The organism is Acinetobacter sp. WCHA39, assembly GCF_002165385.1.
Taxonomy (GTDB): domain Bacteria; phylum Pseudomonadota; class Gammaproteobacteria; order Pseudomonadales; family Moraxellaceae; genus Acinetobacter.
The window spans coordinates 74,730-100,530 of record NZ_NHRP01000011.1; the positions used below are offsets into that span (position 1 = coordinate 74,730).

Below are 25,801 nucleotides of genomic sequence, written 5' to 3' on the forward strand. Positions count from 1 at the left end.
TTCATAAAAATTTAAAGGTGATGTATGAGTGAATTAAATGTTCAATATCTTCAATCATTAGAAGATCATATCAATGCTGTGCAGACTTGCGAAGATCTTCAAAAGGCGGTGGATACCGTGATGAATGCTTTAGGTGATCAATTGCAAGCCTTGACCGATGAATTAGAAATAGTTGGGGCGATTCAGGAATTATTAGAAATCCCGAACAATCTTGCAAAAGTTATTACGTGGATTCAAAAATATATTGAATTGGTTTTGTCACCAATGTACCAGCCATATTTAAAATGTGCAGCGCAAATCACTCAATTAATAGCTAAAATTCAGCAATTGCAAGCCACTATCATGAATAAAATGAATTCAATTACTAATTGTTCTGTGAATATTCCAGCAATTAATTTGCCTGAAATTATTCCCCCTGTAGTGCCGACCGTACCTTAATTTTGTTATTGGAACGACCAACCATTCAAGCCAATTAACTTAGCCAAAATTACGTTAATTCTTAAATTTTGGCTTAATTATGGCTGCTTCAGACATCCTTTCTTTGTTGTTGGGAACAAATGCGAATAGCATCCCTCAGCAAGTGGTTGATGCTAACCAAGAAGTCATGGCGCAAATGTATGATTCCGTTGCGCCTTTTTCGCTTGGGACACATACAACACAGGAAAACAAGAAAAGAACACGTAAAGAAATTCTGACCAAGTGGGAGCAAATGCTAAAGTTCGCTCCCGTAGCTGAGGGCATTGGTATTCATGTCATGGCTGCACTTGGAGGTGATACACATACGGGCCAACAAATCTTTATTACGCCAACAGAGCGATTGCGTGGCGAATTAGGCAAAACTGAAAAAGCGCAATTAGAAAAACTACAAAAGCGTATAAAGCCTATAGAAACTGTCATAAATAAATACATCACGAAGCTATGTTCGGAAGGTATTTCCTTTGGTGATGCCTATGCCCGTGTGTACGGCAAAAAGGGAGTAGGTGTTACTGACTTACTTAGTAATGAATATACCTATGCACCGCAAATACAAGCATTTGAACAAGGCAGTAAGACAGTCGCTTACTTTGCTCTGAATCCAAAGAACTGGTCCAAAGTCATGACTAAGTTGAATCACACACAGATGGTTCGGATGAAGTTGCCACGGATTCAAAATGTACCGCAATTTGATCCAGTAGAAGCTAGTTTAATTTCTCAGATGCTGGAAGGTGATAATCCAGAAGAATTGCCGATCTTACCTGCACAAGTTGGGGGGTCTTTTCTCTATTCAATTGAGAAAACCTATGATGATGTCATCCTTGCATTAACAACGATGAACAGTCAGCAAGTTGCTGATGCAGTCAATCAAATGTTTTTGACGCTGAACATGGCTGGTATGCCTCCAGCACAACGTGATGCTTATATCCGTGGTCTTGAGGGAATGCTAAAAGATCATGAGAAGTTCGTAAAAAATGCAATGGAAGGCGGTGAGGGCATATGGAATACCAAATATCACGTTTTACCGACATGGGATGAAAAGCAGATTCTTAATCCTGTGGGAGATATTAAAGGTCAACGTAATTCACCTGTAAATATCGAAACCTTTATGATCAATGTCCGTTTGCTTATGGGCGGTATTGGTCTCGATCCTTCAATGGTGGGGTGGGCTGATATGCTTTCTGGTGGAATTGGAGATGGGGCAGCATTTCATACCTCAAGTCAAATTATGCGCCGTTCCATGTATATTCGCCAATCGGTTGTGCAATTCGCCAATGATATTATGCATATCGATTGGGGTTATTGTTATAACGAGCAATTTGAAGCCGGTGAATTAGATTATCCGTGGCAAATTGAGTTTTCTAGCACCCAGTCAGCAGCTGTGACAGAAGAAAATACTAATAAACAAACGCAGATGAATACATCCTTGCTTAAAATTCAAGTCATTAACTCACTCAAAGAATCCGATTTAAGTGAGGAAACGATGCAATATATTTTAGAAAAAGATGCTGGTTTTAACTATGACGATTCATGTCGAATAGCAGCTGATATTGCGAAATCTCGTCTCAATGGACAGGGTGAACAATAATGACTTTACACTTAAATATTTCTAAAGGTCGAAATACAAGTGGTGTATGGACTGGAATGCCAATCGATGAGGCTTTAGGGCAATACCAGAAAATTTACAGTTGGGGGACGTTATCTTCATTACATTATGGTGTATGGCTTGAACCATTCGATGAGGACGGGAAAATAGCAAAAGAGTCAATTGAACTGATTGACTCATATGATTTAACGCATCAAGAGGCTGGAAATTTCAATGCATTTGAAAAAGGAGAAAAAGGATTTTTAGCTGGTACTAAAATCGAAAGTATTCCATTGATGGATAACACAAAATTGCCTTGGCTTTGTCAGAGTTTGGATTTATCCGTTTTAGATGCTCAAACAGATAGCGTACAAATTGGTGCATTTCAACTCAATCACATCACTGGAAATAGTTCGGGTGAAATATCAATTCCCTTCATTGAAACACGTAATGCATCAATTCTGAATAGCGCTTTGGCAATAAAAGCGATCATGTTTCCTGATGGTGAGGATGGGGGGACGCAAGCTTTACCAAATGATTATTTGATGCGTATGACAATTTACATTTACGATAAACATAGTATTTCTACACGAGTATTTGAGGTCCAGCATTTAGTCGCCTTACAAACAGGAAGTATTCCACTTGATGCCACGAATCGAAATGGAGTCGGTATCGTCACGCTGAATTTTATAAAGATGTTCCCAATGTTGAAATGATTGGAACAGCTCAAGAAGAATCATTTATTTAAGTGCAAAAATGGCCTCAATCAGAAAAATATTGAGGCATTTTTTCAATGCGAAATATCGACATATTTACTTTATTACATGAACCACACACCAGCCGTTTAGTACAGGGTTTTGATTCTGTGAATAGTGGTGCTTGTTCAATTGGAGTAGTCAAAGGGCAATGCCGTCAACTTAATGCGATTTTGACAGAATCGGCAACGGAAGAAGATCAGTGGCGTATTGTAAATTTGAAGGGTTCAATCAATAGCATTGCAGCCTTTGATTCAGTTGCCGTTTTGGGTGCTGTTGATAATGATCATGCAAGTGCATTAGCACAAATGCAGTTTGGGCGTATGTTTGATGCCATTGAAGATGATGTAATTGAAACCAATACCAACGGTCTATTGCGACATTTAGCAACATCGCAATTTCATAAGCATAAGCAACTTATTCATCGAGATCATTTAGTCGCATTGCAAGATATTCCATGTGCTGTATTACCAGGATGGGACGGTATTGAACTAACAACACATGAAGGAAAAACAGCAAATCTACTATTAGACATGCAACTTCATGATGACAATACCGAACTATTATCGAGTTTTGATGGTTTAGCCAATTTGCTTGAATCAATTGGAGCAGAACACCCTGATTTTGATTCAATCATTGTTGAGTATCAATATCTCGATAAGTTAATGGATATGCTGCATACAGCTATGCAGACAGCGTCTAAAGGCGGTGTAAAGGTTCTGAATGTAGATCGTAGTGAAAAGCCATTTCGACACAAAAAAGTGCTAAATGTCGCCGTTTCATATGATTTCGAAGATGGTCAATCCATTACGATTCTATTCCATAATCCTGATCGTGATGCTAAGCGGATTTCGCCACAAGACACGTTATTGTCTTGGAAGATTCTTATGAATAAGCGTGATGTAACAGGCGTGATTCAGCCCAACCAAGGTGAAGGTATTGCATTACCTGTACTTGCTGGGCGTGTTGTTAAATTGATTAATCAGAACAGTGCACGGTTTAAACGGACTCAAGCTAAGAAAGCTGAAAGTGCGCAAACTTTAGCTGATGCCGAACAACGTATTGCAGACAAGCAAAATCAAAAGACCGCTTTATCTTCAGAAATTCAGGGGCTACTTGATCAAATTGATGGCTTAAATAAGCAAAATAATGGTCAAGCACCAAATGCTGATACTAGTGCAGTGGGAAATACTGAACAATCTGCAAATACAAAAGCTGTGACAAAAGCAGAAGCTCGTCAAATTTATGATGCTTTAGATATTCGTCATCGTTGGTTGACGGGTGGTACCACGGAAGAATTCTATAACCAGAATTATCCAACTGGAATTGCTGAAGCTCTGACAGATGCAAAGAATCTATTAGAACGTCCGTTTGGAAAAGTTGCATTGGCAAATGGATTAAAAGATTCAATTGAACGAATGATTGCAACTGTAGAAAAAACAATTGAACGCTGGAATAAAGGTTTAAGCGAGGATTCATCAAAAGCCAAAACCTATCCGCCTATTGAGAATTTAGGCAATGGTTATTACAGAGCGTTCAAAAACGATAAAAAGCTTGATGATTGGACAGCCCATATCAATACAAATGGTGAATGGGAAGTTTCAGCAAATAATGCTTCATCTCGTGCTTGGAGAAATGGCTATGGAGCACCACGATTCTTTAAAACAATTGAAGAAATGATTGCTAAATATCCAGCATTTGCTGCTTTACCTGCAATGTTACCAACAGAGGATCATGCAAACGCTAATAACAATAATGATGATGCAGACTATCTGAATAAAGTCATTAAGGGTGAGGTTGATTTCTCAAAAGCCAGTGAAGTTGAAACACAACTTGAATCAATTGGCAGTCGCTTAACACCTGAAACAAATGATCTATTTGAACAGGCTGTTTCAGCTTATTCAATGTATCAAGTCAATCAAGCTGCTTCAGTCAATTAAGGAATAGCAATACATGAATGCCTTAGAAAAATTAAAGCTCACGAAAGAACTACGTGCTTTACTTGAACAGATCCCGAATCTTAAGGGGATGGAAAAACTTCAAAGTACAAAACGATTGCGAGAATTGATTGAGTTACTTGGCGGACAGGCGAATCAATCAGTCAATAAATTATTTCAGTCTATTATTGATGGTGACGTTAAAGTATCCATTGAACTACTTAAGCAAGTTCGTAGTGAAGCTGAAAAGAATTTGAATGATCCGTTATTGATTGAAGCCGTTAATGTCCTTATTACTCAAGTAAATGAGTTGGTTGGAACATAGCAAGCGAAACCCATTCTGAAGCTCTCAAAATAGTCCTAAATGGGCTATTTTTTTGTGCGTGAAATGAGCAAAGTTAAAAATGTTACTAATGGATCAGAAGCGATAAATGCTATAGATATACTTGCTGATTCCCTACAAAAATACCGTCAAGATAATTTCGACTTTCTATCTGGGGAACCAATAGCTGAGATTAAATCTGGGCTAATCCTGCCAGATGCAGAAGGCAAAATTATTAAAAATGCTATGCAGTGGTTAAGAGACTGGTTTGTTGAGAACAATCACGGGCAAGAATTTCTAAATGAGCAATTAGGAACTGTGATTATTGCACCCAGTGGCATTAAATCTGCAATGAGTCATAAGCCAAAGCAAATTGATATTCAAGGTTTACCTGCTTTACCCCTAATCATTGATAAGGCCAGAGTCTTAAGCCGATCTATGGATGATGATGGTAAGCCACTTGAAAATATTATCGTTGCAGCACCAATTAAAATTGATAATCAAAAGTGCTATATGGTCGTGCGTTTGAGAAGACACACTGAAGATAAAAATGATAAACCAAGATTTTATACTCAGGCAATCATGATTACTGAAGACAAAAAAAAGGGGAACATCCCTTCAGACCAAGTGGCTGGGCAAAATAATTTGCTTACCCAAAATGGAGGACGCTCCCGTCTTATTAATGTATTGCAAGATGCGTTGCATGTCAATCCAGTTGTTGAGCCTATAAAAATAAAAGTTTATGGCTGGAAAGCTGTAGATATGGCTAAAAAATTGACCTACGAGCAATTAGAGATACTCACTCTGAAAACTCAAAAGGAACATTTAATTCCAGAAAATCAGAGGGTAGATATTAATATTTACGATAAAAAAGGGCGTAAAAAATTAGATGTTTTAAGTTGGGCTGTACATTACAAACTAAAAGAGCCGAAGACTAGTCAGAGTGAAAGTGATAAACCATTAGATCATGAAGACATATTGCGGATTAGAGAAAAATTTCAAAAAGATTATGAGCAAGGCGCATTTGATAACGTAGATGGATTTGATTCAATCGAATTAGATAATCAGGACCTACTAGGTACAATAGACAAGTTGATCGATGCGGTTGAAAACTATCAATTAGAAAATTCAAAACTCTTAACTAATAAGCCTATCAGCTCAAATCCGTCTGAGCAAATTAAAAACAAAATGGCCACGACCCTTATGACCAGTCCGATCTTTGATAAATCAAAGGGTAGGATTGAAACTGGAGGTCGTGACCATCTATTAAATATACCTTATGATCCTTTGACTATCAATCATGCGTTCCGTGGTCGATCTAACAACGTCAAAACAGCCAAAGGAACCAAAGTATCAACCGTATTTGCAGTGTTAGAAGCTGATCAAGTGATTGCTTCACATACGGCTACAGGCGCTGAAAACCCTAGTTATCCTCAAGAACTACAACCACGAGATCGTAGTCGTGATTCTTCACAAGCTTGGGTACAAAAAACATCAAATACGCTTGATCCCGAAAGTCTTGGCCGATCAGGTCGTGCAGATACTGGTGCGCCTATCATTGGTGATGATCTGGTGGTTGAGTCTGGCAATGGCCGTACTATGGCAATCCAGCTTGCATATGAGCGAGGAAATGCTGATGAGTACAAAGAATGGTTGATTGATGAAGCAGAATATTTTGGTTTTAGTGCGGATCAAATCAACCAATTTAAACAGCCTATCCTTGTGCGAATTCGTACCTCAGAAATTGATCGTGTTCAATTTACAGTAGAAGCCAATCAAGATGATAAGTTGTCCTTTAGTGCGACTGAACGAGCAAAAACAGATGCAAAACGATTAGATGAGAACCTATTGTCATTGTTTACACCTGGTGAAGATGGCGACCTAATCACTGCAAGTAATCAGAAGTTTATCCAAGGATTTTTAAGATCTTTAGGTGAAACGGAAGCAGCTCAATATATCGGGACAGATGGAAAGCCAACACAAGCATTAGTCACACGTATGAAAGCTGCAATATTCAGCAAAGCTTATAACGATGACCGACTTCTTGAAATGATGGCAGACCAAACGAAGCCAGATTTGCAAAATATGCTAAATGCATTAGGTGCAGCAGCTCCAAAATTTATTGAAGCGCAAGCCGTCAGCCGTGGTGACGTGCAGGATGTATCAAGTTCTATTGTTGATGGTATTGAGCAAGCACTTGATAAGCGAGTGACAAATGCAATTATTGATGCAGCGAATACGATCTTGGCAGCAAAGCAAAATGATCAAGATATTGTTGAATTTGTAAAACAACAGGGTTTATTTGGTGATCTAGGCGAAGGCGTGCCAGAGCTTGCAGTATTCTTATCTAAGAATAGTCGCAGTGCCAAAAAGATGAGTTTGCTATTCAAAGCAATGGCAGAGTTTGCAGAAAAAGAAGCGATTGATGGGCAAAACATGGGGCTTTTTGGTGAACCTGAACCTGTCAGCATCAAAGATGCAATTAATTACGCCGTGAAAGTGATTGAGGATAATTATGGTGATAATGCCAATCTGAGCATGTTTGATTCAATTTTCACAGATAACAGTTGGTTTGATTATCTTTTTCAAAATAGTGGTTCAAAAGTTAAAACAAATTTCACGTCGTTAGATCAAAAAGCACATGCTGCAGCTACATCACCACATAATGATTTAGACTTTCCAACAGCAGAACAAAAGCAATCTGGTGAATATCAAAAAGGGCATTTATCGATTGGTGATTTAAAAATTGCTATTGAGAATCCTGCAGGTTCAATCCGTTCAGGAACTGACCCTAACGGGAATGAATGGCAAATCACGATGAAGCATCACTATGGTTTTATTGAAAATACTACTGGTGCAGATGGTGATGAAATTGATGTTTTTGTGAAAAACCATTTGTTCGATGAACCTGAATGCGCCTATATCATCAAACAGGTAGATATTAACGGGCAGTTCGATGAGCAAAAAGTCATTATTGGTGCTGAATCAGAAGAAGAAGCGAAGGAAATTTATCTATCAAATTATGAAAAAGGTTGGCAGGGCTTTGGAGGCATCAAGAAAATATCTATGGCTGATTTGTTGAAGAAGATTCAACATACTTGGTCAGAATTCGATTCGTGGGCTAGAGATGGAAGCTATGATCACATCCCTATAGAACAAATAATCATTGAAAATGCACCTAAGATAATTGAAAGTAAAATTGACAAAGAGGACCCGATTGTAGTGCTTGAAACACAAGGGAAATATCATCTTGTCATTGGTATAGATCGAATTATGTTGGCTAAGCAAAGACATGAAAGATTTATTCCAGCAATCATTTTTGATGGTAAGGATATATCTAAATCAATTATTCAAAACGCTATTAAGCAAGCTGGTTCGAAAGTTGACCCTGTTGCCTTAGCTGCACTTATTTTAGATGAATTAGAGAAAAGCCTAGTCAATAGTTTTGATGGTATTTCTAATCTAGTTTTAGAAGTATTGTACCAAAATTTATAATTGGAACGTTATAAAAACCATACACTTCACAGCCTTTAACATGAGGACGTTAAAAAATCCCATGTTGAGGGTTGTATGTCCATATTTGAAAATAACTTTGCCTTAAAATCATCAAATGTTCTTAGTTCGCTAGATCAATTAATTCAAACGTTACAAAGCATAGATGAAATAACCGTTTACTTTAAAAGAATCATTTCGGGTGAAATTGAAATTGATTTAGGCGAAGCAAAAAAAATCTTATCTTTGGCAGAAACAGATAAAGATAATCAATATCTAGGTCAAGTTGCAGACTATGTTTTAAATGACTCAGTCCAAAAACTAGACTCTAATTTACAAGCTTATATCGTTAAACAAACGGCCAATGAACCAATTGCTAAACTAAATCAAGCAATTGCTTATTATGTTTGTGAGCAAGAGCTTGTCGAATACATCACCAAAAAAGGGAAGTCGTTACTTGTAATTTCTTTAGCTGGTGTACCTGTCAAAACAGCAAAAGAATACGATCCATATGCCTTTATTTATAACCAACACACATTAATCCGTGCAAAGCATATTCTCGAATTACCAGATTCATTACTTACAGATGATCAGCAATTAATTAAAGAGGTTTTCTCTAATGTTACAGATACCGATTCAGATTTGGCACAACTTAGCGAACTTCGTCGCGGATCAGGAAGATCAGCAATTCCTCAGTCTGAATCAAATGCAGATGGAGCAACGCCTTCATCAACAGGAACAGCTTCTGTTGAGCAAGGGCTATACCGAAACGGTAGTATTGGCGTATCAGAAAATAATGATGCAAGTTTACTTGGCGCAGGAAATAGAGGAAATGAACCTTCAAATGGGGGAAGTCCAACCAGTCTTGCAGGGGATGACAGCAGCGGAAGCCGTGCGATTTTTAACTCAGGATCACCTACTAGAGACAAGCGAAATAAATCAATTATTCAATCTGCTAAGTCAGTTAGAGTTGAGTTAGAAGGTAAAGCTAAATTACAAGCTGAGGCAGAGGGAACGCCTACAGAATGGGGAGATCCTGAAAATATCAGCGAAGCATTACCTTATCTGTTACCCGAACAATGTGATGATATTGTCAAAGCTGAAAAACGTTTAATCATTGATAATGGCAACGGCATGTTATTTACCAATGGTACAGGTACTGGGAAAACCTTCACTGGTTTGGGAACCGCCAAACGATTCTTAAATTCTGGTGCTCAAAATATTCTAATTATTACTTTAAGCGACAAAATTGCTCGTGACTTTGTGAAGTCAGGTAAGCCTTTAAATATTGATATACATCAATTATCAAGCATTCAAGACAATGGTAGTAATTCAAATGTTGTTGTCACAACATATGCAAACTTTGGTCAAAATAAATCTTTAGGTAAGAAAGATTGGGACCTTATCATTGTTGATGAAGCACATACATTAATGCAAAGCGCGGACGGTGAAGTAACCACTGCATTAGATAACTTAAGGGCTTTATCTGGGCATCATGCAGGTTTCTACACTTGGGCAAAAATGCGGTTTTCTGAGCGAGATCCTTATGCATTACCTGAGGAAGAACGTACCGATGAGATGATCAAGGATTGGAATGCTTTTATCCATGATTATAAGGTTGAATGGGAAAAGAATTGGACAGAACAATCTGGGAAACGTGCAAAAGTCGTCTTCCTATCTGCAACACCATTTTCCTATATCAAAACAGTGGATTGGGCTGAGGGTTATCTCTTTAATTTTACATCACCAGAATCGCAATTTAGTAATAATTCTTCTGGTGGATACAATTCAGGCGGTGCGCGTGAGCGATTCTATATGTCTAATTTCGGCTATAGAATGAGATATAACAAATTGACCCGTCCAGATGGGGGAGTTGACCAAGGTGTTTTTGAAAGACAATTTGCGGAAAGCCTGAAATCTACTGGGGCATTGGCTGGACGTGAACTAGAATTAAAATTTGATTATGACCGTAAATTTGTATTGATCAAATCTAACATTGGTCAAAAAATTGATGAAGGTTTGGACTACCTTTGGGATGCTAAAGATGCCAATGGAAATAGTCGATTCTCTGATTTGAGTAGCCTCGTGAATAAGCGATTTGACTATCTTTCGCGCCGACGGTTACTAGAGGCAATTAAAGCAGAAGAAGGCATTCCATTTTTCAAAAAGAATTTAGCTTTAGGGCGAAAAGTAATTATTTTCCACGATTATAACGATGGTGGAGGTTTTAGACCGTTTGCGTTTACAGATGATCAATTTAAATCGATTGATGGTAAATATAACGAAGATGCAGCTGCACAATATCAAGAGTTTGCTCAAGAACGATCGGATTTAGTCCGCTTAAATTGTAATTATAATTCTCCACTAGTAACACTACGCCGTGCTTTCCCAAATGCATTGTTATTTAATGGCCGTGTTTCTAAGAAAGATCGTCAAAAAAACGTTGATCTATTTAACCAGGATAATAGTGGTTTTGATATTTTGATCGTTCAATCAGATGCAGGTTCTACTGGTATCTCACTGCATGATACAACTGGGACACATCAGCGGGTGAATATCAACATTGGCCAACCTATTAAGCCAGCCAAGCTTCGTCAAACTGAAGGGCGTATTTATCGAGTTGGGCAAGCTTCGAATGCGATTCAGCGTTATTTTACTACAGGCACAAACTGGGAACGGACTGCATTTGCTGAAACTATCGCAGGGCGAGCTGAGACAGTAGATAACTTAGCCAAGGGCGAAGATGCTTTAGTGAGTATTAAGCAAGCGCTTATCGAAGCATATGAAGAAGCCGAATATCATGAGCCTTCGCTTATGGATGGCGTAGGTGGGAAAGCTTACGATGAAGAAAATGCACGTATTGCGCGTTTATCTCCTTTCGACAAAGCGATGACTTATTACTATGCAAAAGGTAAGCGTACCGAAAGCCGTAATAATCGTGAGGGTAAAGAGTGGTATGCAACGCCTGAACCGCTAGGTTTAAAAATGCTCGAATGGGCAGGTGTACATAAGGGCGATGATGTACTTGAACCAAGCGCAGGCGATGGGGCTATAGGGCGATTTGCGCCTAATGATGTCAACCTGACCATGATTGAACCAACTGAATCATTGGCAAGTCGTGCAAAAATGGCAAATACAGGTGCAAATGTAATTGTCAGTGGTTTTGAAGAACACGGTACCAATAACAAGTATCATGCAATTGTGATGAATCCGCCGTTTGGGAATGCAGGTTCCTTGGCAATAAAGCATGTCCAGAAAGCTTTCCAACACTTATATGATGGCGGTCGAATCGTGGCACTCATTCCTCGTGGTGCAATGGATGAAAAGCTTTCTAGTTGGATTGCAAACGAAAAAGAAGCCTATCAAGTTGGTGAAATCACATTACCTTTAAGTACATTTAGAAATGCTGGAACCGGTGTTAATACTCGTATTGTGATTATTGAAAGACATACAAGTCCAGAAGATGCACCAACTTATCCAAAAAATATGAATTTCTCACATGCAGAAAGTCCTGAACAACTTTTTGAACTTATTCGTGATGCACAGATTAAACCGCGGAAATTGCGGATTGATGAGCAGCTTGAACGTTACGGGCTATATATGCGAACTGAGCGTAGCAACTATGTTTTTAATGGCGATGGATTAAATATTGATTACATTAAAAAGATTTTAACAAGCTACTGGTTTGCTGAGGTAAACCAATTTGGTGAAGTCGTAATGGCTTATAACAAGTCAGCTGAGATCATTAAGAAAATTAAAGAAGTCGAAGCAACCTTACAGGCTGCATGATTGGAACTTGTTAATTTTCACTTATTCAACTAGATCAAAAATAGCCTTATCAAGATAGGGCTTTTTTATGGCAAATGACATCAATGGTGTTCAGGCAGCAAATGCTGATAAGACAACTTTACCTGTGGATTATAGCGCTGATCCATTCTGGGGTTATGTGTCTAAACATAAATTTGCTGAGTTCAATTTATGCACGATGGAACGTGATACAGAAACTAAAGAACCAATTTTCTCGTACGATTTGTCACAGCCAACTATTAGAGCATTCTTGACTGACGGGGATATTAGTTTTGAAAGTCAATGGCAAACGCCTTTTGAGAACTCTAATCCTGAATTAAAAATGCCGATGATGATGGCAGCTTTGCAAACTGGGCAAGCTTTAGCTTCAGGTGGCGCTGCTAGTACAGCGATTCGTAACAATTTGGGTGATGCAGCAGCTGATCTGATTAGCAAAGGATTTCAACCATTAGCTGATTTTGCAAAAAGTGTTGAAGGCAAAACCAATCTTAATAAAGTCAACACAACTCAAGTCTTTCTTTCTACAGCTTCAGTTCATCTTAACTTAAGTGTTTTCTTTATTGCTTTAAAAGATGCACGAACAGAGGTGGAGAATAAGTTGATGTATCTCCAGTCTTGGTCATTACCAACAAAATTATCACAAGGGACTGTTCTTACAGATTTAATTTCAGAGGGAAGTGACGGTTTATTTTCAGGGCTAATTCCTCCCTACATCACTGTCACCACACACGGCAAAACTTATATGCCTTTTATTCTCCAAAGTGTATCAGCGCCGATTGTTGCACCCATTGATAAAGAGGGTAATCGACTAAGCCTTACAGTGAATTTAAGCCTGATTAGTCGAGCAGCTTGGGATGCTAAAGATGTTCGTAATTTATATAAAGTCGAATGAAGGATAGTAAATGTTAAATTTTGATCCGATCCCTATTGGTGGGAAAACATATCAGCTAAATGAAATTAGCTTTAATGAGGCGTTAAAAGTCGCTGCAATTGATCCTAAATTGAATGAGAAAAGAATAACGGCATTTTTGTCTCAGGCTTTGCAGAATCAACAATTACCTTTAATGATGACAGCTCAAGAACGATATTTCTTGATGATCAAATATGTTCAAAATCAGATGAATACCTTATTTTCAACAAATACTGATTTTTCGAATTGTTTTAAAGAACATTCTGATTGGATTGATGAAGTATCAGAAGTCGGTGTAACTGTACGCCAGGTGAGTGGCAGTGAAGCAGAGTATTTAGAAGCACACTGTATGAATGCAGCAGAATGGATTGCCTGTTTATTAGCATTTCAGATTAAGTATGAAAATCATGAGCACTTGGGGCAATTCCCAGACCGTAATGCTATCGATCAAGTTTATAAGCAGCAATTTTCTCAACGTCTTAGCTATTTAAAAACGCTTCCTCAGAGTGAATTTAATCTCATTTATCTTGATTACTTAAAGCTTAATAGCCAGCTTTTTACTCATTTAGAGCTAAGTGTGAACAACGATGGTTTCGTAGTACAAAGAGGTGCAGATGACGCGCCTATCCGATTTCGTGCCTCTACCTGTTTTATCGGAATCATCAAAGAGCTGGACAAGTCATTTACTTAGCACAGCTCAGAATCTATCAAACCATTGCAAGATGTCATTATTCGATGCATTAAGTTTGCCTGTAAGTTTTGAAGCAGATTATTACGCTTCAGATGCTTGGGATGAGCGAAGAAAAGAAATAGAAATTGAAGCACAGCGACATAATGCAATATTCAAACTTGGCAATGAAGTCATTAAATGTTTCAACAATATGAGCGCTAGAAGATGAATACAACTAAGATATTAGGTGAGGCAGTTGGCATACAAAGCCAAGGCACAGTAGACAAGACCGAAACACAAACGAAAGAAGGGCTAACCTCAGCCTTAATTGTTGGTCGATTTAAGCGTGGTCGAGTGGATAAGCCAATGACCATTCATCAAGGCAATATTCGCGGTCAATTGGGCTATGAGCCTACAAATATTGATTATCAAGCGGTGCAAGATTGCTTAGACACGGGTGTACCTAGTGTCCAAGTGTTGCGTGTCGGGCAAATGATTGTAGATGTAGATCCTGAATTCCCTCATACCATTAGTTGTGAAGGGGCGACCACGTTAATGAGCTTTAGTCATATTGCAGGCGACTGGGATATTTATATCGATGATATGGCTACCCCTGTGGCAAGTGGTACGATTGGTGTCATTGTTGGTCAAATTTCATTAGCGTTTCAAAATCAAATTACTGCTGACTATGATGGATTCTTGTATATAGAAAACATTGATACTGTTCCACATCGCTTTAAATTTGTGCCTAAGCCAAATTCAAATGCAAGTTTTACTGCAAATGTAGAGCAAAACCCAACGTTCTTAGAACATGATGATGGAAGCCTAACGTTTTGTTTAGCACAAGCAGTAGAATAATGCAGTCCTACTGATGTAGATTTTCCTAACACAATGTTTACAGGTAATAAATCTATTGAATATAGTTTGAATGATGGAGTTTTTAGAACAGTGTCTTGTTCTGGCAATGGATGGAATATGAGTAATCTATTTAACGCTATCAACAACGATCATGGTCAGCGTATTGTTTTGATCGGATGGGGAAATTATGCGGCATTCCAATTAATAGAACTTGTTAACCATTTGCATCTAATGGGCGTTGATGAAAACGGAACACAACCAACAACATTAACAATTCGTGATATAGGCAATAATGTTATTTCAACTATATTTGGTTCTAATTCTGTGACCTTTCATTCATGTGGATTTAAACAATATCCTGGTATTTAAATCACAGTTAAATCTAACCACCTAATTAACTGACTAACTTTATTGGTTGTAGTTAATTTAGGTGGTTTTTTTATTGGAACATCATCTCAATCATAGAATTTCAATCCTTCAAAATAAACCTAAATAAAACTTAGGTGAATTACAAAATGGCTGAGCCAGTAAGTAGTGGAGTGGGGGCAGCAGCAATTGTGAAGTTCTATGGTCTGATCACAATTTTATCTATTGCAGCTTCTTTAGCATATTTGATTGTTGTCATGACTCGAGAACCGCGATCAAGAAAAGAATGGGTCATTTCGCTTGTAACAACACTCGTTGGAAGTATTGCAGGTGGTTCACTTGTCGTTCAACGATTTGGCTTACATGACTGGTCATCAAACTGGTTCGGTATGTGTGCCTTGGGTGGAATCATTTTTTGCTGCGGATTGCCTTTCTGGGCCATTGTGCGATGGACCTTTAACTATATCAATTCTCGTGAAAACGCGACGATTTTTGAAGTAGCAAAAGAAGTCAAAAAAGAGATAAAAGGGGTAAATGAAGAATGAGTAAATTAACCTTTGATCAAGCTTTTGAACGTTTAATTGGGCATGAAGGAAATTTCACAAACGACAAAGATGACCGTGGTAACTGGACAACAGGCATTATAGGAAAAGGTCAGTTAAAAGGTACTAAATACGGCATTTCTGCAATGACTTATCCCCAGCTTGATATTAAGAATTTAACATTAGATCAAGCAAAACAGATTTATAAGAGAGATTGGTGGGATGCTCTTAATGCCAATAAAATTGATACTGCTATTGTTTTTCAGGTGTGGGATTTTGCAATCAATGCTGGAATGGCGACAGCAAAACGTAAGCTTCAAAGTGCTATTGGTGTAGCGGATGATGGCATTATTGGACCAATCACACTGCATATTATTAATAGTTCTGATTTAAATGACGTATTAATGAAGTTTAATGCGGAGCGTTTGAATTATTACACTAAGCTTTCAACATGGCCCAAGTATGGAAAAGGATGGGTCAATCGGGTTGCAGGGCAGTTACAATATGCAGCAGTCGATAATTAGAGTTCATTGCAAGCGCTCATTATCATCATTGATAGTGAGCGTTTTTATAACTGCATTTTTCAAATAAAATGTGCAAAAATCTGCGCTAAAACTGAGAGATAATGTGTTTTCTGAGCAAATATTTTCACAATTATAAGTTTATTCAGTCACTGCAACAAAACCTTTCAGTTTTCGGCGATATAAAGTCAAATATCGTTCAGCATCATCTTTTGTATGAAACTCTTTAGCACCTTCTTTCTTTTCTGAAAAAATGTATTTCTGATTGTACATAGCACTGATGTCAGAATAGTCTTGATAATCTTCAAATAAGTCAGTCTCTATGTGCATATATTTATTGCCATTTTTAAGATAATAGGGTCGCATAATTCACCTTTTCTTTTTCTGTTGGTTCACTACTTCAGGTGCTTCAAGCTGTGCAATATCATCATAAATTTGATCTTGATTGAAATCATTTTCTAATTCTTGAGTCACTTCATCAAAAGATTCTTGAATAGATTCATCAAAAGTATCTTGTGAGTAGTCATCTTGTGGGAAGTCTTGGTTTTCGATAGGGATAGATTTAGTGACCATAATAGTTACTCTTGATTAAGTTACAGAATCAAGTTTGATCTTATAGCCATCATTTAATAAATTCAAATTCAAAGTATTGTGGATAAACTAAAAAGCGACATTTCGTGTCGCTTTTTTAAGATTATGTAAAACATTATTTACTAGATTTTAAGTAATCCTCTTTATCGTTCTCTATTACTTCAGAGAATTCATGTGATAACTTGTAATCTAAAATAGCTTTCGCTAATGATTGAATTGCTTCAGCATAAGTGTCAGCTTGCAGATTTATTTTTAACAAAGCACAACCAACTTCCCATTTTTGCTTATCTTCTTTCCATAAAATAAGGAATGAGTGTTGAAGTGTATCGTTTATGAATTGTCCTGTAGTTTTCATAGATTTACCTAAATCGAGCCTTTAACTGTTCAACTTTTGAAAGTGCTTTAAGGGCATCATCAATTTCGATTGGATTTTCAGAAACGGACTTTTCCAAATAGTCGTGATGACGTGTAATTTTCTTAAATTTCCTATTTTTTATGGTTGAAATGATTTCATCATCTAACAATAAATCTTCAATCATATTCATTGCAATTTGAAGATCTTCAAACGAGACTTGTACATAACCTTCGGTTACATCATTTGATTCATCTGTAGCATGATTTACAAGCTTTTTAATCGTGTATGAACCAATATTTAAGCTGTTTGCAACGCTTGAAAATGTTCGTCTTAAATCATGGTATGTAAATGTAATGCCAGTCAATTCTGCAATTTTCAACCTGGCTTTACTTCGATTTGCTACATGACCAACACCTTGTCTAGCTTGGAAAACATATTTACCACCACCTGAACGTTCAAAACGTTGTTGAATTATATAGTGGAGGATTTTGCCCATTGGCAGAGTCAAAGGTTCACCATTTTTAGGATCAATTGATGTGATTGAGCCATATTTGAGATCGACATGAGACCATTCTATTGTCTCTGCTTCTTCTCTACGAAAACCAGTAAGTAAAACAGTTAATAAAAAATCTTGATTGGTATAAGCATTATGATTCTTATATTGTTGTCCGACCCATTCTGTAGAAACTACAGCATCTAACCAGTCTTTCATTTGATTACTACGAATATAGTTTTTTCTACGCTTAATTTTATTCCACGATTTTTTGGCTTTTAAAGTATTAACTGGATTTGACACATCAATTATATTTTTATCATTTACATCAAGATAATGCTCAACTGAGAAATTAAAAACAGCTCTAAAGAAACGCATTGCTAAATTTGCGCGTGCTTTAGAGCGTTTTGACAATTCAGCATGTTTTTCTTGAACCATCTTGCGTGATATATCGATCAGTTTTATGTCACACCATTCTACTAGGTAGTCTGTTACACATTGATTATAGTCATCTAGCGTATTTTGACTAAGCTCTCGTTCTGTTTTGTAGGCGTTGTAGGCGTCTAATAGGGTGGGTTGCTGATCTGCTTTTGCATAATCAGCATACATTTCCTTTTTAGCTTCTTGTTTTTCTTGATTCGGGTTAATACCTTGTGCCATTAATCCAAGTAATTTAGTGGCTTGCTCACGAGCTTGCGTAGGTGTGATTTCTCCATGTTTACCGATAGTGACTCGCACTGAGGATTTACCGTTACCAATGCGACGCTCGACAACATAAACTTTGGAAATGGTAACTCGCAGCGCGAAGCCAATCAGCTCTGAATCCCGATAGATAACCTGCTTATCAGGTGATAAGGGCAAAGAATCAACAAATGTTTTTGTGAGCTTTGTTCTTTCAGAGGTCATAGTGTATGATCACGTGTGTTTGCAATAACTCGCAATAACATACAATATTTTTAACTGCCTACATAGTGCCTACAAAAAAACGTATTGCAATGAAAAATGTTTTTATGTAGAATCAGCATCAAGTTAAAGCATTGTATTAATTGCATTTAACTTTATAGGGCCTATAGCTCAGTTGGTTAGAGCAGCGGACTCATAATCCGTTGGTCGACAGTTCAAGTCTGTCTGGGCCCACCATATATCGAACCTCGTAACTATTTGAGTTATGAGGTTTTTTATTGCCTATTGATTGTGTTTTCAACTGCCTTTTATAGACCGTAATGTGGTCCATCTTCCAGAAAGTCCGATGGGGACCTGTCAGGGTTCCACAAAATATCACTCAAACCATTTCTTCATGCTCATTTGCGATGCGGTCAGAATCGTGGATGATTCATCAGATGTCAGTACATCGCTCGAGCTGAGCGCAGAGGAAATGACAAAAGAGTGGGGAATATTTGAGGTTTTGCTGTTTACCTGTTTCCCCCAGTGGATTAGGGGGATTTCGGTTTTATCTTGGGGGAATCTACTAATATTTGTTTGGACCTCACAGGCCCTTGTAGAACTTATCGATGAAGGTACGAGTCTTGAGTACCAGTGTGTTCATGAGGGTTTTACGTTCTGAGATCTTTGGACGATTGATTGGCAGGTCTTTGACATCTTCACGGTTTGGCAAGCGTTTGGTGTATTCGTACTGTCCTAGGACCGCTTTGAATACTTCTGGTTTGAGTGCTTCTTGCTGACATAGCTCATCCAATGCCTTTTCTTTTTCCACATCCCAGAATGCTGAGAATACTTCTTCTACGCTTTGACCATTGGCCATGCGTGGAATGTTTTCATCGAGGAATTTTTGGATGAGTTCTTGTTTGTCGTACAGGTTGTGATTGGTGGAGATGATGTCTTGCACCTGTGCACGATATTGCTTCTTCTTCTCAGGATCTTTGTTGTTGACGACTGATTGCAGCAAGTTGAGGATGTAGCCCACATTCACAGTATCTCTGTGGATGAGCTCCAGTTGGAAGTTGACATCGTTGAGTACCGATACTTTGTCTTTAGGCTGCATGATACGTACATTGTTGTACAGATACTTGTATTGCGATGTATGACTCTGAAATTCTGCTTTGTTGAGCGATGTATCATCTTGATCGTACTCTACGAAGTTTTCCAGTTGGGCATTGATACGCATGACCTCACGGAAGGCTTTGACGTATTCTAGCTGTTGTTCTTCAGTATGTAGGGTATTCGGGACTTGGTCAGGATCAGGGGCAATACTGAGCAAATGTGCTACTGCTGCATTGTATTTTGCTTTGATGCTCTCAAAACTTGGAATGAGGACAATCTTTTCTGCCTCTGCACGATTTGAGAAGAGCGTGAGGGCTTGGTCTGTAGCTTGCTTGAGATTACGGAAGCACACAATATTCCCAAATGGCTTATCTGCATTGAGGATACGGTTGGTACGTGAAAAGGCTTGGATCAAGCCATGATATTTGAGGTTCTTGTCTACATATAGGGTGTTGAGTGGCTTTGAGTCGAAGCCTGTCAGGAACATATTTACGACCAACAAGATGTCGATTTCTTTTTTGCGTACACGATTGGCAATATCACGGTAGTAGGGGTAGAACTCTTCACCTGAGTTGAAGTTTTGTCCAAACTTAGCATTGTACTCCGCAATGTACTGATCCAGCTTATCTCTATTTGATTGACTGATCTTGGTAGGAAGTTCAGCAGATTCCTCCTCGATGAGTCCAGTTTGATCGTCTACGGTACGTTCTTCATTGGCTGCAAAGGAGAAAATAGTGGCAATGGTCAATGGATTGTAGAGTTCGCCCTTTTCCTCTGCTTGTTGTTGCTTCTCTTGCTGTACTTTCTTGAACAATTCATAGTACTGGGTGAGTACTTCAACGGAACTGACACAGAACATGGCGGTGAAGGTTCTGTTCTTGGTTTTGATGTGGTGATTGTCAACGATGTAGCGCGTGATCATTTCTAGGCGAGCAGGATTGTCGAACAACTCTTTGGTGTCGATACCTTCTACATCTTCTTCATAGCTGTCACTATTTTCTATGCCGTTACTGGTGTATTTACCCAAGTAGGCGATTTGAAAAGGTAGGACATTACCATCACGGATGGCATCTGTGATCACATACTTATGCAAGCACTCATCGAAGAGGGCATTGGTGGTTACTGCTTTGGAGTCTATCTTGAGTTGGCTATTTTTCTCAAAGATTGGTGTACCAGTGAAGCCAAACATTTGTGCTTGGTTGAAGAAACGCTTGATATTACGATGCGTATCACCGAATTGACTGCGATGACATTCGTCAAAAATGATTACGATTTTCTTGTCTTTGAGATAGTCAATTTGATCTGCATAGCGGTCAGAGCTGATTGCAATATTGAGCTTTTGTAGGGTAGTGACAATGAGTTTGTCATGGGTTTGACCTAATTGAGCAACTAATGTGCTTGTATTCTTTGTTGTGTCTACACTATTTTCTTTGAAGGCATTGAACTCACGCACCGTTTGGGTGTCGAGGTCACTGCGATCCACTACAAAGAGCACTTTTTCAACTTCAGGCAAGCGCATGATGAGCTGACTTGCTTTGAACGAGGTGAGTGTCTTACCTGAGCCCGTAGTGTGCCAGATATAGCCATTCTTCTCTGAATGTTGTACACGCTGAATGATTTGCTGTACGGCATATATTTGATAGGGACGCAGAACTTTTATTTCTTTGGAGGTCTGAATTACCATGTACTCAGTGAGCATCTTGGTGATGTGCTCATGGTTGAGGAAATTTGCTGCAAAGGCATCTATCTTGTGGATGTGCTTATTGTCGAAGTCAGCCCAAGGAAAGGTGAACTCGAAATTTTTTGTGCCCGTGGAGTAGTAGTGCGTATGGTCACGATTACTAATGACAAAAATCTGAATGTAGTTGAACAGACCTGATCCGCTGCCGTACGCATCCTTGGCATAGCGCTGCGTTTGATTGAAGGCTTCAGGAAGTTCTACGCCTGCACGTTTGAGCTCAATTTGTACCAATGGTAGGCCATTGATGAGCAATGTGACGTCAAAGCGACTGGTATGTCCGTTGCTTGCTCTATGATCGATGGCGATCTGATTGGTGACTTGATAGATGTTTTTTGAAGGGTCAGCAAACAAAAAATCAATGTGGCGTGTTGAGCCATCATCAAAGGTCACTGGAAAGCGATTACGCAGCACTTTGGCACAATTGAAGCTATTGCCAGCTTTCAGATGATTGAGGACTTGTGCCCATTCATTTGCAGAAAAAGCAGAAATGTCATTCGCACGTTCAACTTGAATTTTGAGATTGCTCAGCAGTTGCAGTTCGTCTTTGACCTCAACTTCTTGGTAGCCGAGCTGCTTTAGTTGCTGGATCAGTTCATGTTCAAGTTGAGCTTCGCTTTGTACGGACATCTCTTTCTCTGACTTTATTCTTGGATTGGGTGAGTGAAATCATCTGACCGAAGTACCAACATACTATGATGCTTTACCCTCAAAGTCTTCAGATCAGATGGGAGTAGTTTGCTTACTTATACAAACATTTGCTGCAATAGTCCTTTTTTCCAAAGCTTAGCTTGTTCTAGCTGCTCTGAAACCACATCAATTTTTTGGTCAATGGCTGACAAGAAGTTAGCGATTTTGGTTTGTTCTTCAAGACAAGGATATGGAAGTTTAATTTCAAAGAAACCATCCTTACTTACATTTAGTAGCCCATCCATACGAGCTGAACTAGAGATCAATAACCTTAAATACCTATCTAAATAATGAAATTCAAACAATTTCGAGTAAAATTTTTCATGGACTAAATTTAGTTTTTTTGATCTGAAGCTAATAAATACATTCGGTACAGCAATGTCATAATTCAACTCATTCAAATATACACAACCGTATTTGTAAGTTTTGGAATTCCCTTTGTTATAGGAGAAATCATTAGGTTTAAGTACAATATAGTTACTATTTTGCTTCCCCGAGATATCTCTACCAAATTTATTTGCTTGACTAACAAAGCCTTTACCAGCTGTTATACTGTACGTTTCAATATCTCTATCTGCTACTTTGTTTCTTACCTCATCAAATAAGTCACTTATTTTTTTACTTTCCCATTTCCCAAACTCACTACCATCATCCGCTTTGAAACGAATCTGCTGACTAAACAGCTTTTGCATCATGCCTTGTTTGTATTGGCTGAGGAGTTGGTGTTTTTGTGTCAATTGAGTGATTTTTTCATCTACGGCAGAAAGAAAAGCGGCGATTTTGGTTTGTTCGAGTAATGAAGGGATACAAAGCTCTGTAGAAAAGTAATCATGATTTCTAATATGCACTTGGGTACTACCAACCATGATTGATTGCATATGTAGTCTAAATTTAGAAGTATTCGAGAACTGGATTAAAAAATCTCTACAAAGATCATTTTTTATTCTGAATCCATAAACACCTTGGGCTAGGATATATTGCTTATCACCTTCATACTTAACGATATAACCAATACTTGGACCACTAGGCACTAGATCTCGCAGAGTTGTTATTAAATACTCACTATCTACAACATAATTTTGATTTAAATTAAAAAACTCAGGAGTGCAAAAGGTTGGTACATCTTTATCTAACTGCAGTGCTCCACCAGAAGAAATAGCTTTTTTAGGAATAACCTCGCACTCTGAATAATCCACGAAATCTGCTGGTGTTAATGATGCACCACCTTTGTAATTTAATACAAAATTACCAATCGTATTTTTATTCCAATACCCATCAAACTCTTTAAACCGTAACTTTGGCGTAGTCATTACTTTACCTCCGCAAAAGGAGAGTCGATACCAAGTTCTTTGCAAAATTCAGCAATTACTTCATCAGTTTTCTGGCTTTGTTGCTCAAGCTCTTTGAGTTGCTGTGCAATGGCATTCAGATCAATTTCATCTTCAGCTTCAAAAGTATCAACATAGCGTGGAATATTCAGGTTGTAGTCATTGTCTTTGACTTCTTGCAGCGTAGCGACCTTGGCATATTTCTCAATATTTTGACGCTGTTCAAAAGCTGCAATGATCTTATCGAGATGCTCAGGCAGTAGCTTGTTTTGGTTCTTCTGCTTTTCAAAGTCATTACTAGCATCAATGAATAGAATATTGCCTGTATGGGTACGATTTTTCTTGAGTACCAAGATACAGGTTGGAATAGATGTGCCGTAGAAGATGTTGGCAGGTAAACCAATGATGGTATCTACCACATTCATTTTCTCAATGAGGTACTGACGAATCACGCCTTCACTTGAGCCACGGAACAATACACCGTGCGGAAGAACAACAGCCATTGTGCCTTGCTCATCCAATTGGTGCAGCATGTGCTGAACAAAAGCCATATCTGCTTTTGAGCTTGGCGCAAGTTTACCAAAACGGCTGAAACGTTCATCTTGTAGGAAGCTTGGGTCCGCTGACCATTTTGCTGAGAAGGGAGGATTGGCCACAACAGCTTCAAAACGCTGATCAATGTGCTGAGGACGTGTGAGCGTATCTTCTTGCTTGATGTCGAATTTCGCAAAGTGAACGTCATGCAAAATCATGTTCATTCGTGCCAAGTTATAGGTGGTACGGTTCATCTCTTGGCCGTAGATCATATCGACATCTTTGACTTCACGTTTTACACGTAGAAGCAATGAGCCCGACCCACATGTCGGATCATACACTGAACGTAGGCGATCTTTCCCTTGTGTCACAATCTTGGCAAGCAAGGTGGATACGGTTTGTGGGGTGTAAAATTCACCAGCTTTTTTACCAGCACCAGAAGCGAACTCACCAATCAGATATTCGTATGCATCACCCAATACATCTGATTCTGAATTATTGAGATCGAAGTCAATATTGTCGAGATGAGTGAGTACTTTGCTGACCAATTCATTACGGTCATTAGCATTATTGCCGAGTTTGGTTGAGTTGAGGTCAAGATCTTCAAACAGATTGGCAAAGTCATCTTCTGATTCTGCACCCAAAGTACTACGTTCAATTCCTCGCAAAGTATCTGACAGATCATCCAGAATGAATGTGCCTTGACGACCAAGTTCAGCAATGGAGTGGAACAATTGTTTTGGTGCTAGGGCATAGCCAACTTCTTCGACTGAGTTTTCTTTGATTCCATTGATCAATTCTGCATGATCGGGATTGCTTTCATCGAGTTGCTGATATTGTTCTGCAACGCCTTCATCCTTCAATAGTTCATTGGCAAAGGCAATCGCTTTTTCAGACAGATACTTGTAAAAAATGAAGCCTAGGATGTAGTCACGGAACTCATCTGCTCCCATTTTTCCACGCAAGTCATTTGCGATATTCCAAAGATGTTTTTGTAGTTGTTGAAGTTGTACTTGGGTCATATTGAACTGAACCTAGAAAAGCGTGAAATTTGTTGTAGTTTAGCTTGAAATGACTGATTTGACATATCTTTCTGCTATCAAACGACAATGTAGGTCGTTCAGGTATCGTTGTTATGGGGGAAATGGGTACATAAATTGATCCCATCGTGTTGCTGATCTTAATTTTTGTCCTTGATGGTATTGTTTTACAAGACGTTCAAAATCTTGTCTCAAAATGGGCTTGAGTAATTGATGAAATACCGTATTCTGATGTGAAAAAACCTGAATCCTTGAAGTTGAAGTGTTTGTTCGCACTTATATTTTAACTACTTTGGACTCAGGTTTTTTTATTTAAGTCTAACTATGTTAATTTGAAGAATAGTTCATCATAACTTCCGAATACAGCTATATTTTTTTGATTTCTACAATATCACTTGATTCAATGAGCGATTGGATATTACCAAATAAACTTTGAATATAATCAGAGGCTAGATGGATATCTAAATCCTCTCTGCTACGCCATTCTTCTAAGAAGAAATATCTACTCGAGTCATTTTCGCTAATATAAAGCTCATATTTCAAGCATCCTTCTTCTTGAAGCGTAGGCTCTATTACACTTTTTAAAAGCGCTTCTAACGTTTCTTTTTGATCTGATTTTGCCTTAATGTTCGCAATTACTGAAATAGTCATTATTTCACCTTGAGTTTGTTTTAGAAGTTTTCTAGGGCTTGTTGAGAATTAACAAAGGCTACTAATTAATTTATAATAGTACTATGGATAGATACATACTTACTGATGCCCAATGGGCAAAAATGGAACCTTTTTGCCTAG

At 38.3% G+C, this 25,801-nt stretch carries 21 protein-coding genes, 1 tRNA gene and 2 pseudogenes; 15 read left to right on the top strand and 9 right to left on the bottom strand.

The window, feature by feature from the left end; genetic code table 11:
• Nucleotides 1–24: 24 nt before the first annotated feature.
• The 14 genes and pseudogenes from CDG56_RS07630 (at nucleotide 25) to CDG56_RS07690 (ending at nucleotide 16,242) form a co-directional block, all read left to right on the top strand.
• Nucleotides 25–438: a hypothetical protein gene (locus CDG56_RS07630; protein WP_087547481.1), complete on the top strand. Its 414-nt coding sequence runs from the start codon at nucleotides 25–27 to the stop codon at nucleotides 436–438.
• A 79-nt stretch (nucleotides 439–517) separates the two neighbouring features.
• Nucleotides 518–2,062, top strand: a complete 1,545-nt coding sequence (locus CDG56_RS07635; protein ID WP_087547482.1) for a hypothetical protein — start codon at nucleotides 518–520, stop codon at nucleotides 2,060–2,062.
• On the top strand, nucleotides 2,062–2,775 hold the full coding sequence (locus CDG56_RS07640) for a hypothetical protein (RefSeq protein WP_087547483.1): 714 nt from the start codon (nucleotides 2,062–2,064) through the stop codon (nucleotides 2,773–2,775). The genes CDG56_RS07635 and CDG56_RS07640 overlap by 1 nt, the downstream gene beginning before the upstream one ends.
• Before the next feature lie 77 nt (nucleotides 2,776–2,852).
• The gene (locus CDG56_RS07645) at nucleotides 2,853–4,754 is read left to right on the top strand and encodes a hypothetical protein (RefSeq protein WP_087547484.1); all 1,902 of its coding nucleotides are present in this window, start codon (nucleotides 2,853–2,855) and stop codon (nucleotides 4,752–4,754) included.
• Between the two features lie 13 nt (nucleotides 4,755–4,767).
• The gene (locus CDG56_RS07650) at nucleotides 4,768–5,076 is read left to right on the top strand and encodes a hypothetical protein (protein WP_004661756.1); all 309 of its coding nucleotides are present in this window, start codon (nucleotides 4,768–4,770) and stop codon (nucleotides 5,074–5,076) included.
• A gap of 63 nt (nucleotides 5,077–5,139) precedes the next feature.
• Nucleotides 5,140–8,568, top strand: a complete 3,429-nt coding sequence (locus CDG56_RS17055) for a hypothetical protein (RefSeq protein ID WP_171295125.1) — start codon at nucleotides 5,140–5,142, stop codon at nucleotides 8,566–8,568.
• Between the two features lie 75 nt (nucleotides 8,569–8,643).
• Nucleotides 8,644–12,354: a DEAD/DEAH box helicase family protein gene (locus CDG56_RS07660; RefSeq protein WP_087547485.1), complete on the top strand. Its 3,711-nt coding sequence runs from the start codon at nucleotides 8,644–8,646 to the stop codon at nucleotides 12,352–12,354.
• A gap of 67 nt (nucleotides 12,355–12,421) precedes the next feature.
• Nucleotides 12,422–13,264, top strand: a complete 843-nt coding sequence (locus CDG56_RS07665; protein ID WP_087547486.1) for a hypothetical protein — start codon at nucleotides 12,422–12,424, stop codon at nucleotides 13,262–13,264.
• A gap of 10 nt (nucleotides 13,265–13,274) precedes the next feature.
• Nucleotides 13,275–13,973, top strand: coding sequence for a hypothetical protein (locus CDG56_RS07670; protein ID WP_087547487.1), 699 nt, complete (start codon nucleotides 13,275–13,277; stop codon nucleotides 13,971–13,973).
• Nucleotides 13,974–14,004: 31 nt separating this feature from the next.
• Nucleotides 14,005–14,181 (top strand): hypothetical protein, encoded by a 177-nt coding sequence (locus CDG56_RS17060; RefSeq protein WP_171295126.1) that lies wholly within the window; start codon nucleotides 14,005–14,007, stop codon nucleotides 14,179–14,181.
• Nucleotides 14,178–14,438: pseudogene (locus CDG56_RS17520) on the top strand (hypothetical protein); the annotation flags it as partial. The gene CDG56_RS17060 and the pseudogene CDG56_RS17520, both read left to right, overlap by 4 nt.
• 405 nt (nucleotides 14,439–14,843) lie before the next feature.
• The gene (locus CDG56_RS07680; RefSeq protein WP_087547488.1) at nucleotides 14,844–15,179 is read left to right on the top strand and encodes a hypothetical protein; all 336 of its coding nucleotides are present in this window, start codon (nucleotides 14,844–14,846) and stop codon (nucleotides 15,177–15,179) included.
• A gap of 146 nt (nucleotides 15,180–15,325) precedes the next feature.
• Nucleotides 15,326–15,721, top strand: coding sequence for a hypothetical protein (locus CDG56_RS07685; RefSeq protein WP_046737836.1), 396 nt, complete (start codon nucleotides 15,326–15,328; stop codon nucleotides 15,719–15,721).
• Complete coding sequence (locus CDG56_RS07690; protein WP_087547489.1) at nucleotides 15,718–16,242, top strand: glycoside hydrolase family 108 protein; 525 nt, start codon at nucleotides 15,718–15,720, stop codon at nucleotides 16,240–16,242. Before CDG56_RS07685 ends, CDG56_RS07690 begins: the two co-directional genes overlap by 4 nt.
• Nucleotides 16,243–16,380: 138 nt before the next feature.
• Here CDG56_RS07690 and CDG56_RS07695 read toward each other — a convergent pair whose 3' ends face one another.
• The 4 genes from CDG56_RS07695 to CDG56_RS07710 all read right to left on the bottom strand — a co-directional run bounded on the left by CDG56_RS07695 (nucleotide 16,381) and on the right by CDG56_RS07710 (nucleotide 18,584).
• Entirely contained in the window at nucleotides 16,381–16,605 is a 225-nt protein-coding gene (locus CDG56_RS07695; RefSeq protein ID WP_004661774.1) for a hypothetical protein, read from the bottom strand.
• Between the two features lie 3 nt (nucleotides 16,606–16,608).
• Complete coding sequence (locus tag CDG56_RS07700; protein WP_087547490.1) at nucleotides 16,609–16,812, bottom strand: hypothetical protein; 204 nt, start codon at nucleotides 16,810–16,812, stop codon at nucleotides 16,609–16,611.
• A gap of 133 nt (nucleotides 16,813–16,945) precedes the next feature.
• Nucleotides 16,946–17,185, bottom strand: coding sequence for a hypothetical protein (locus CDG56_RS07705; RefSeq protein ID WP_087547491.1), 240 nt, complete (start codon nucleotides 17,183–17,185; stop codon nucleotides 16,946–16,948).
• Nucleotides 17,186–17,189: 4 nt separating this feature from the next.
• Nucleotides 17,190–18,584 (bottom strand): integrase family protein, encoded by a 1,395-nt coding sequence (locus CDG56_RS07710; RefSeq protein WP_087547492.1) that lies wholly within the window; start codon nucleotides 18,582–18,584, stop codon nucleotides 17,190–17,192.
• A 157-nt stretch (nucleotides 18,585–18,741) separates the two neighbouring features.
• Here CDG56_RS07710 and CDG56_RS07715 point away from each other — a divergent pair.
• Nucleotides 18,742–18,818, top strand: a tRNA-Ile gene (locus tag CDG56_RS07715).
• 346 nt (nucleotides 18,819–19,164) lie between these two features.
• Here CDG56_RS07715 and CDG56_RS07720 read toward each other — a convergent pair.
• The 5 genes and pseudogenes from CDG56_RS07720 to CDG56_RS07740 all read right to left on the bottom strand — a co-directional run bounded on the left by CDG56_RS07720 (nucleotide 19,165) and on the right by CDG56_RS07740 (nucleotide 25,660).
• Entirely contained in the window at nucleotides 19,165–22,047 is a 2,883-nt protein-coding gene (locus CDG56_RS07720) for a type I restriction endonuclease subunit R (RefSeq protein ID WP_087547493.1), read from the bottom strand.
• A 116-nt stretch (nucleotides 22,048–22,163) separates the two neighbouring features.
• Nucleotides 22,164–23,417: a restriction endonuclease subunit S gene (locus tag CDG56_RS07725; RefSeq protein ID WP_087547494.1), complete on the bottom strand. Its 1,254-nt coding sequence runs from the start codon at nucleotides 23,415–23,417 to the stop codon at nucleotides 22,164–22,166.
• Nucleotides 23,417–24,991, bottom strand: coding sequence for a type I restriction-modification system subunit M (locus CDG56_RS07730; protein WP_087547495.1), 1,575 nt, complete (start codon nucleotides 24,989–24,991; stop codon nucleotides 23,417–23,419). Before CDG56_RS07730 ends, CDG56_RS07725 begins: the two co-directional genes overlap by 1 nt.
• A 129-nt stretch (nucleotides 24,992–25,120) precedes the next feature.
• A pseudogene (locus CDG56_RS07735) lies at nucleotides 25,121–25,258 on the bottom strand (DUF4372 domain-containing protein); the annotation flags it as partial.
• A gap of 117 nt (nucleotides 25,259–25,375) precedes the next feature.
• On the bottom strand, nucleotides 25,376–25,660 hold the full coding sequence (locus CDG56_RS07740) for a putative quinol monooxygenase (protein WP_000156169.1): 285 nt from the start codon (nucleotides 25,658–25,660) through the stop codon (nucleotides 25,376–25,378).
• Nucleotides 25,661–25,801 lie beyond the last annotated feature (141 nt).

What these genes read in the sequence shown, in the direction of transcription:
- CDG56_RS07630 (WP_087547481.1), top strand. Translation starts at nt 25, where the DNA reads ATGAGTGAATTAAATGTTCAATATCTTCAATCATTAGAAGATCATATC.
- CDG56_RS07635 (WP_087547482.1), top strand. Translation starts at nt 518, where the DNA reads ATGGCTGCTTCAGACATCCTTTCTTTGTTGTTGGGAACAAATGCGAAT.
- CDG56_RS07640 (WP_087547483.1), top strand. Translation starts at nt 2,062, where the DNA reads ATGACTTTACACTTAAATATTTCTAAAGGTCGAAATACAAGTGGTGTA.
- CDG56_RS07645 (WP_087547484.1), top strand. Translation starts at nt 2,853, where the DNA reads ATGCGAAATATCGACATATTTACTTTATTACATGAACCACACACCAGC.
- CDG56_RS07650 (WP_004661756.1), top strand. Translation starts at nt 4,768, where the DNA reads ATGAATGCCTTAGAAAAATTAAAGCTCACGAAAGAACTACGTGCTTTA.
- CDG56_RS17055 (WP_171295125.1), top strand. Translation starts at nt 5,140, where the DNA reads ATGAGCAAAGTTAAAAATGTTACTAATGGATCAGAAGCGATAAATGCT.
- CDG56_RS07660 (WP_087547485.1), top strand. Translation starts at nt 8,644, where the DNA reads ATGTCCATATTTGAAAATAACTTTGCCTTAAAATCATCAAATGTTCTT.
- CDG56_RS07665 (WP_087547486.1), top strand. Translation starts at nt 12,422, where the DNA reads ATGGCAAATGACATCAATGGTGTTCAGGCAGCAAATGCTGATAAGACA.
- CDG56_RS07670 (WP_087547487.1), top strand. Translation starts at nt 13,275, where the DNA reads ATGTTAAATTTTGATCCGATCCCTATTGGTGGGAAAACATATCAGCTA.
- CDG56_RS17060 (WP_171295126.1), top strand. Translation starts at nt 14,005, where the DNA reads ATGTCATTATTCGATGCATTAAGTTTGCCTGTAAGTTTTGAAGCAGAT.
- CDG56_RS07680 (WP_087547488.1), top strand. Translation starts at nt 14,844, where the DNA reads ATGTTTACAGGTAATAAATCTATTGAATATAGTTTGAATGATGGAGTT.
- CDG56_RS07685 (WP_046737836.1), top strand. Translation starts at nt 15,326, where the DNA reads ATGGCTGAGCCAGTAAGTAGTGGAGTGGGGGCAGCAGCAATTGTGAAG.
- CDG56_RS07690 (WP_087547489.1), top strand. Translation starts at nt 15,718, where the DNA reads ATGAGTAAATTAACCTTTGATCAAGCTTTTGAACGTTTAATTGGGCAT.
- CDG56_RS07695 (WP_004661774.1), bottom strand. Translation starts at nt 16,605, where the DNA reads ATGCGACCCTATTATCTTAAAAATGGCAATAAATATATGCACATAGAG.
- CDG56_RS07700 (WP_087547490.1), bottom strand. Translation starts at nt 16,812, where the DNA reads ATGGTCACTAAATCTATCCCTATCGAAAACCAAGACTTCCCACAAGAT.
- CDG56_RS07705 (WP_087547491.1), bottom strand. Translation starts at nt 17,185, where the DNA reads ATGAAAACTACAGGACAATTCATAAACGATACACTTCAACACTCATTC.
- CDG56_RS07710 (WP_087547492.1), bottom strand. Translation starts at nt 18,584, where the DNA reads ATGACCTCTGAAAGAACAAAGCTCACAAAAACATTTGTTGATTCTTTG.
- CDG56_RS07720 (WP_087547493.1), bottom strand. Translation starts at nt 22,047, where the DNA reads ATGTCCGTACAAAGCGAAGCTCAACTTGAACATGAACTGATCCAGCAA.
- CDG56_RS07725 (WP_087547494.1), bottom strand. Translation starts at nt 23,417, where the DNA reads ATGACTACGCCAAAGTTACGGTTTAAAGAGTTTGATGGGTATTGGAAT.
- CDG56_RS07730 (WP_087547495.1), bottom strand. Translation starts at nt 24,991, where the DNA reads ATGACCCAAGTACAACTTCAACAACTACAAAAACATCTTTGGAATATC.
- CDG56_RS07740 (WP_000156169.1), bottom strand. Translation starts at nt 25,660, where the DNA reads ATGACTATTTCAGTAATTGCGAACATTAAGGCAAAATCAGATCAAAAA.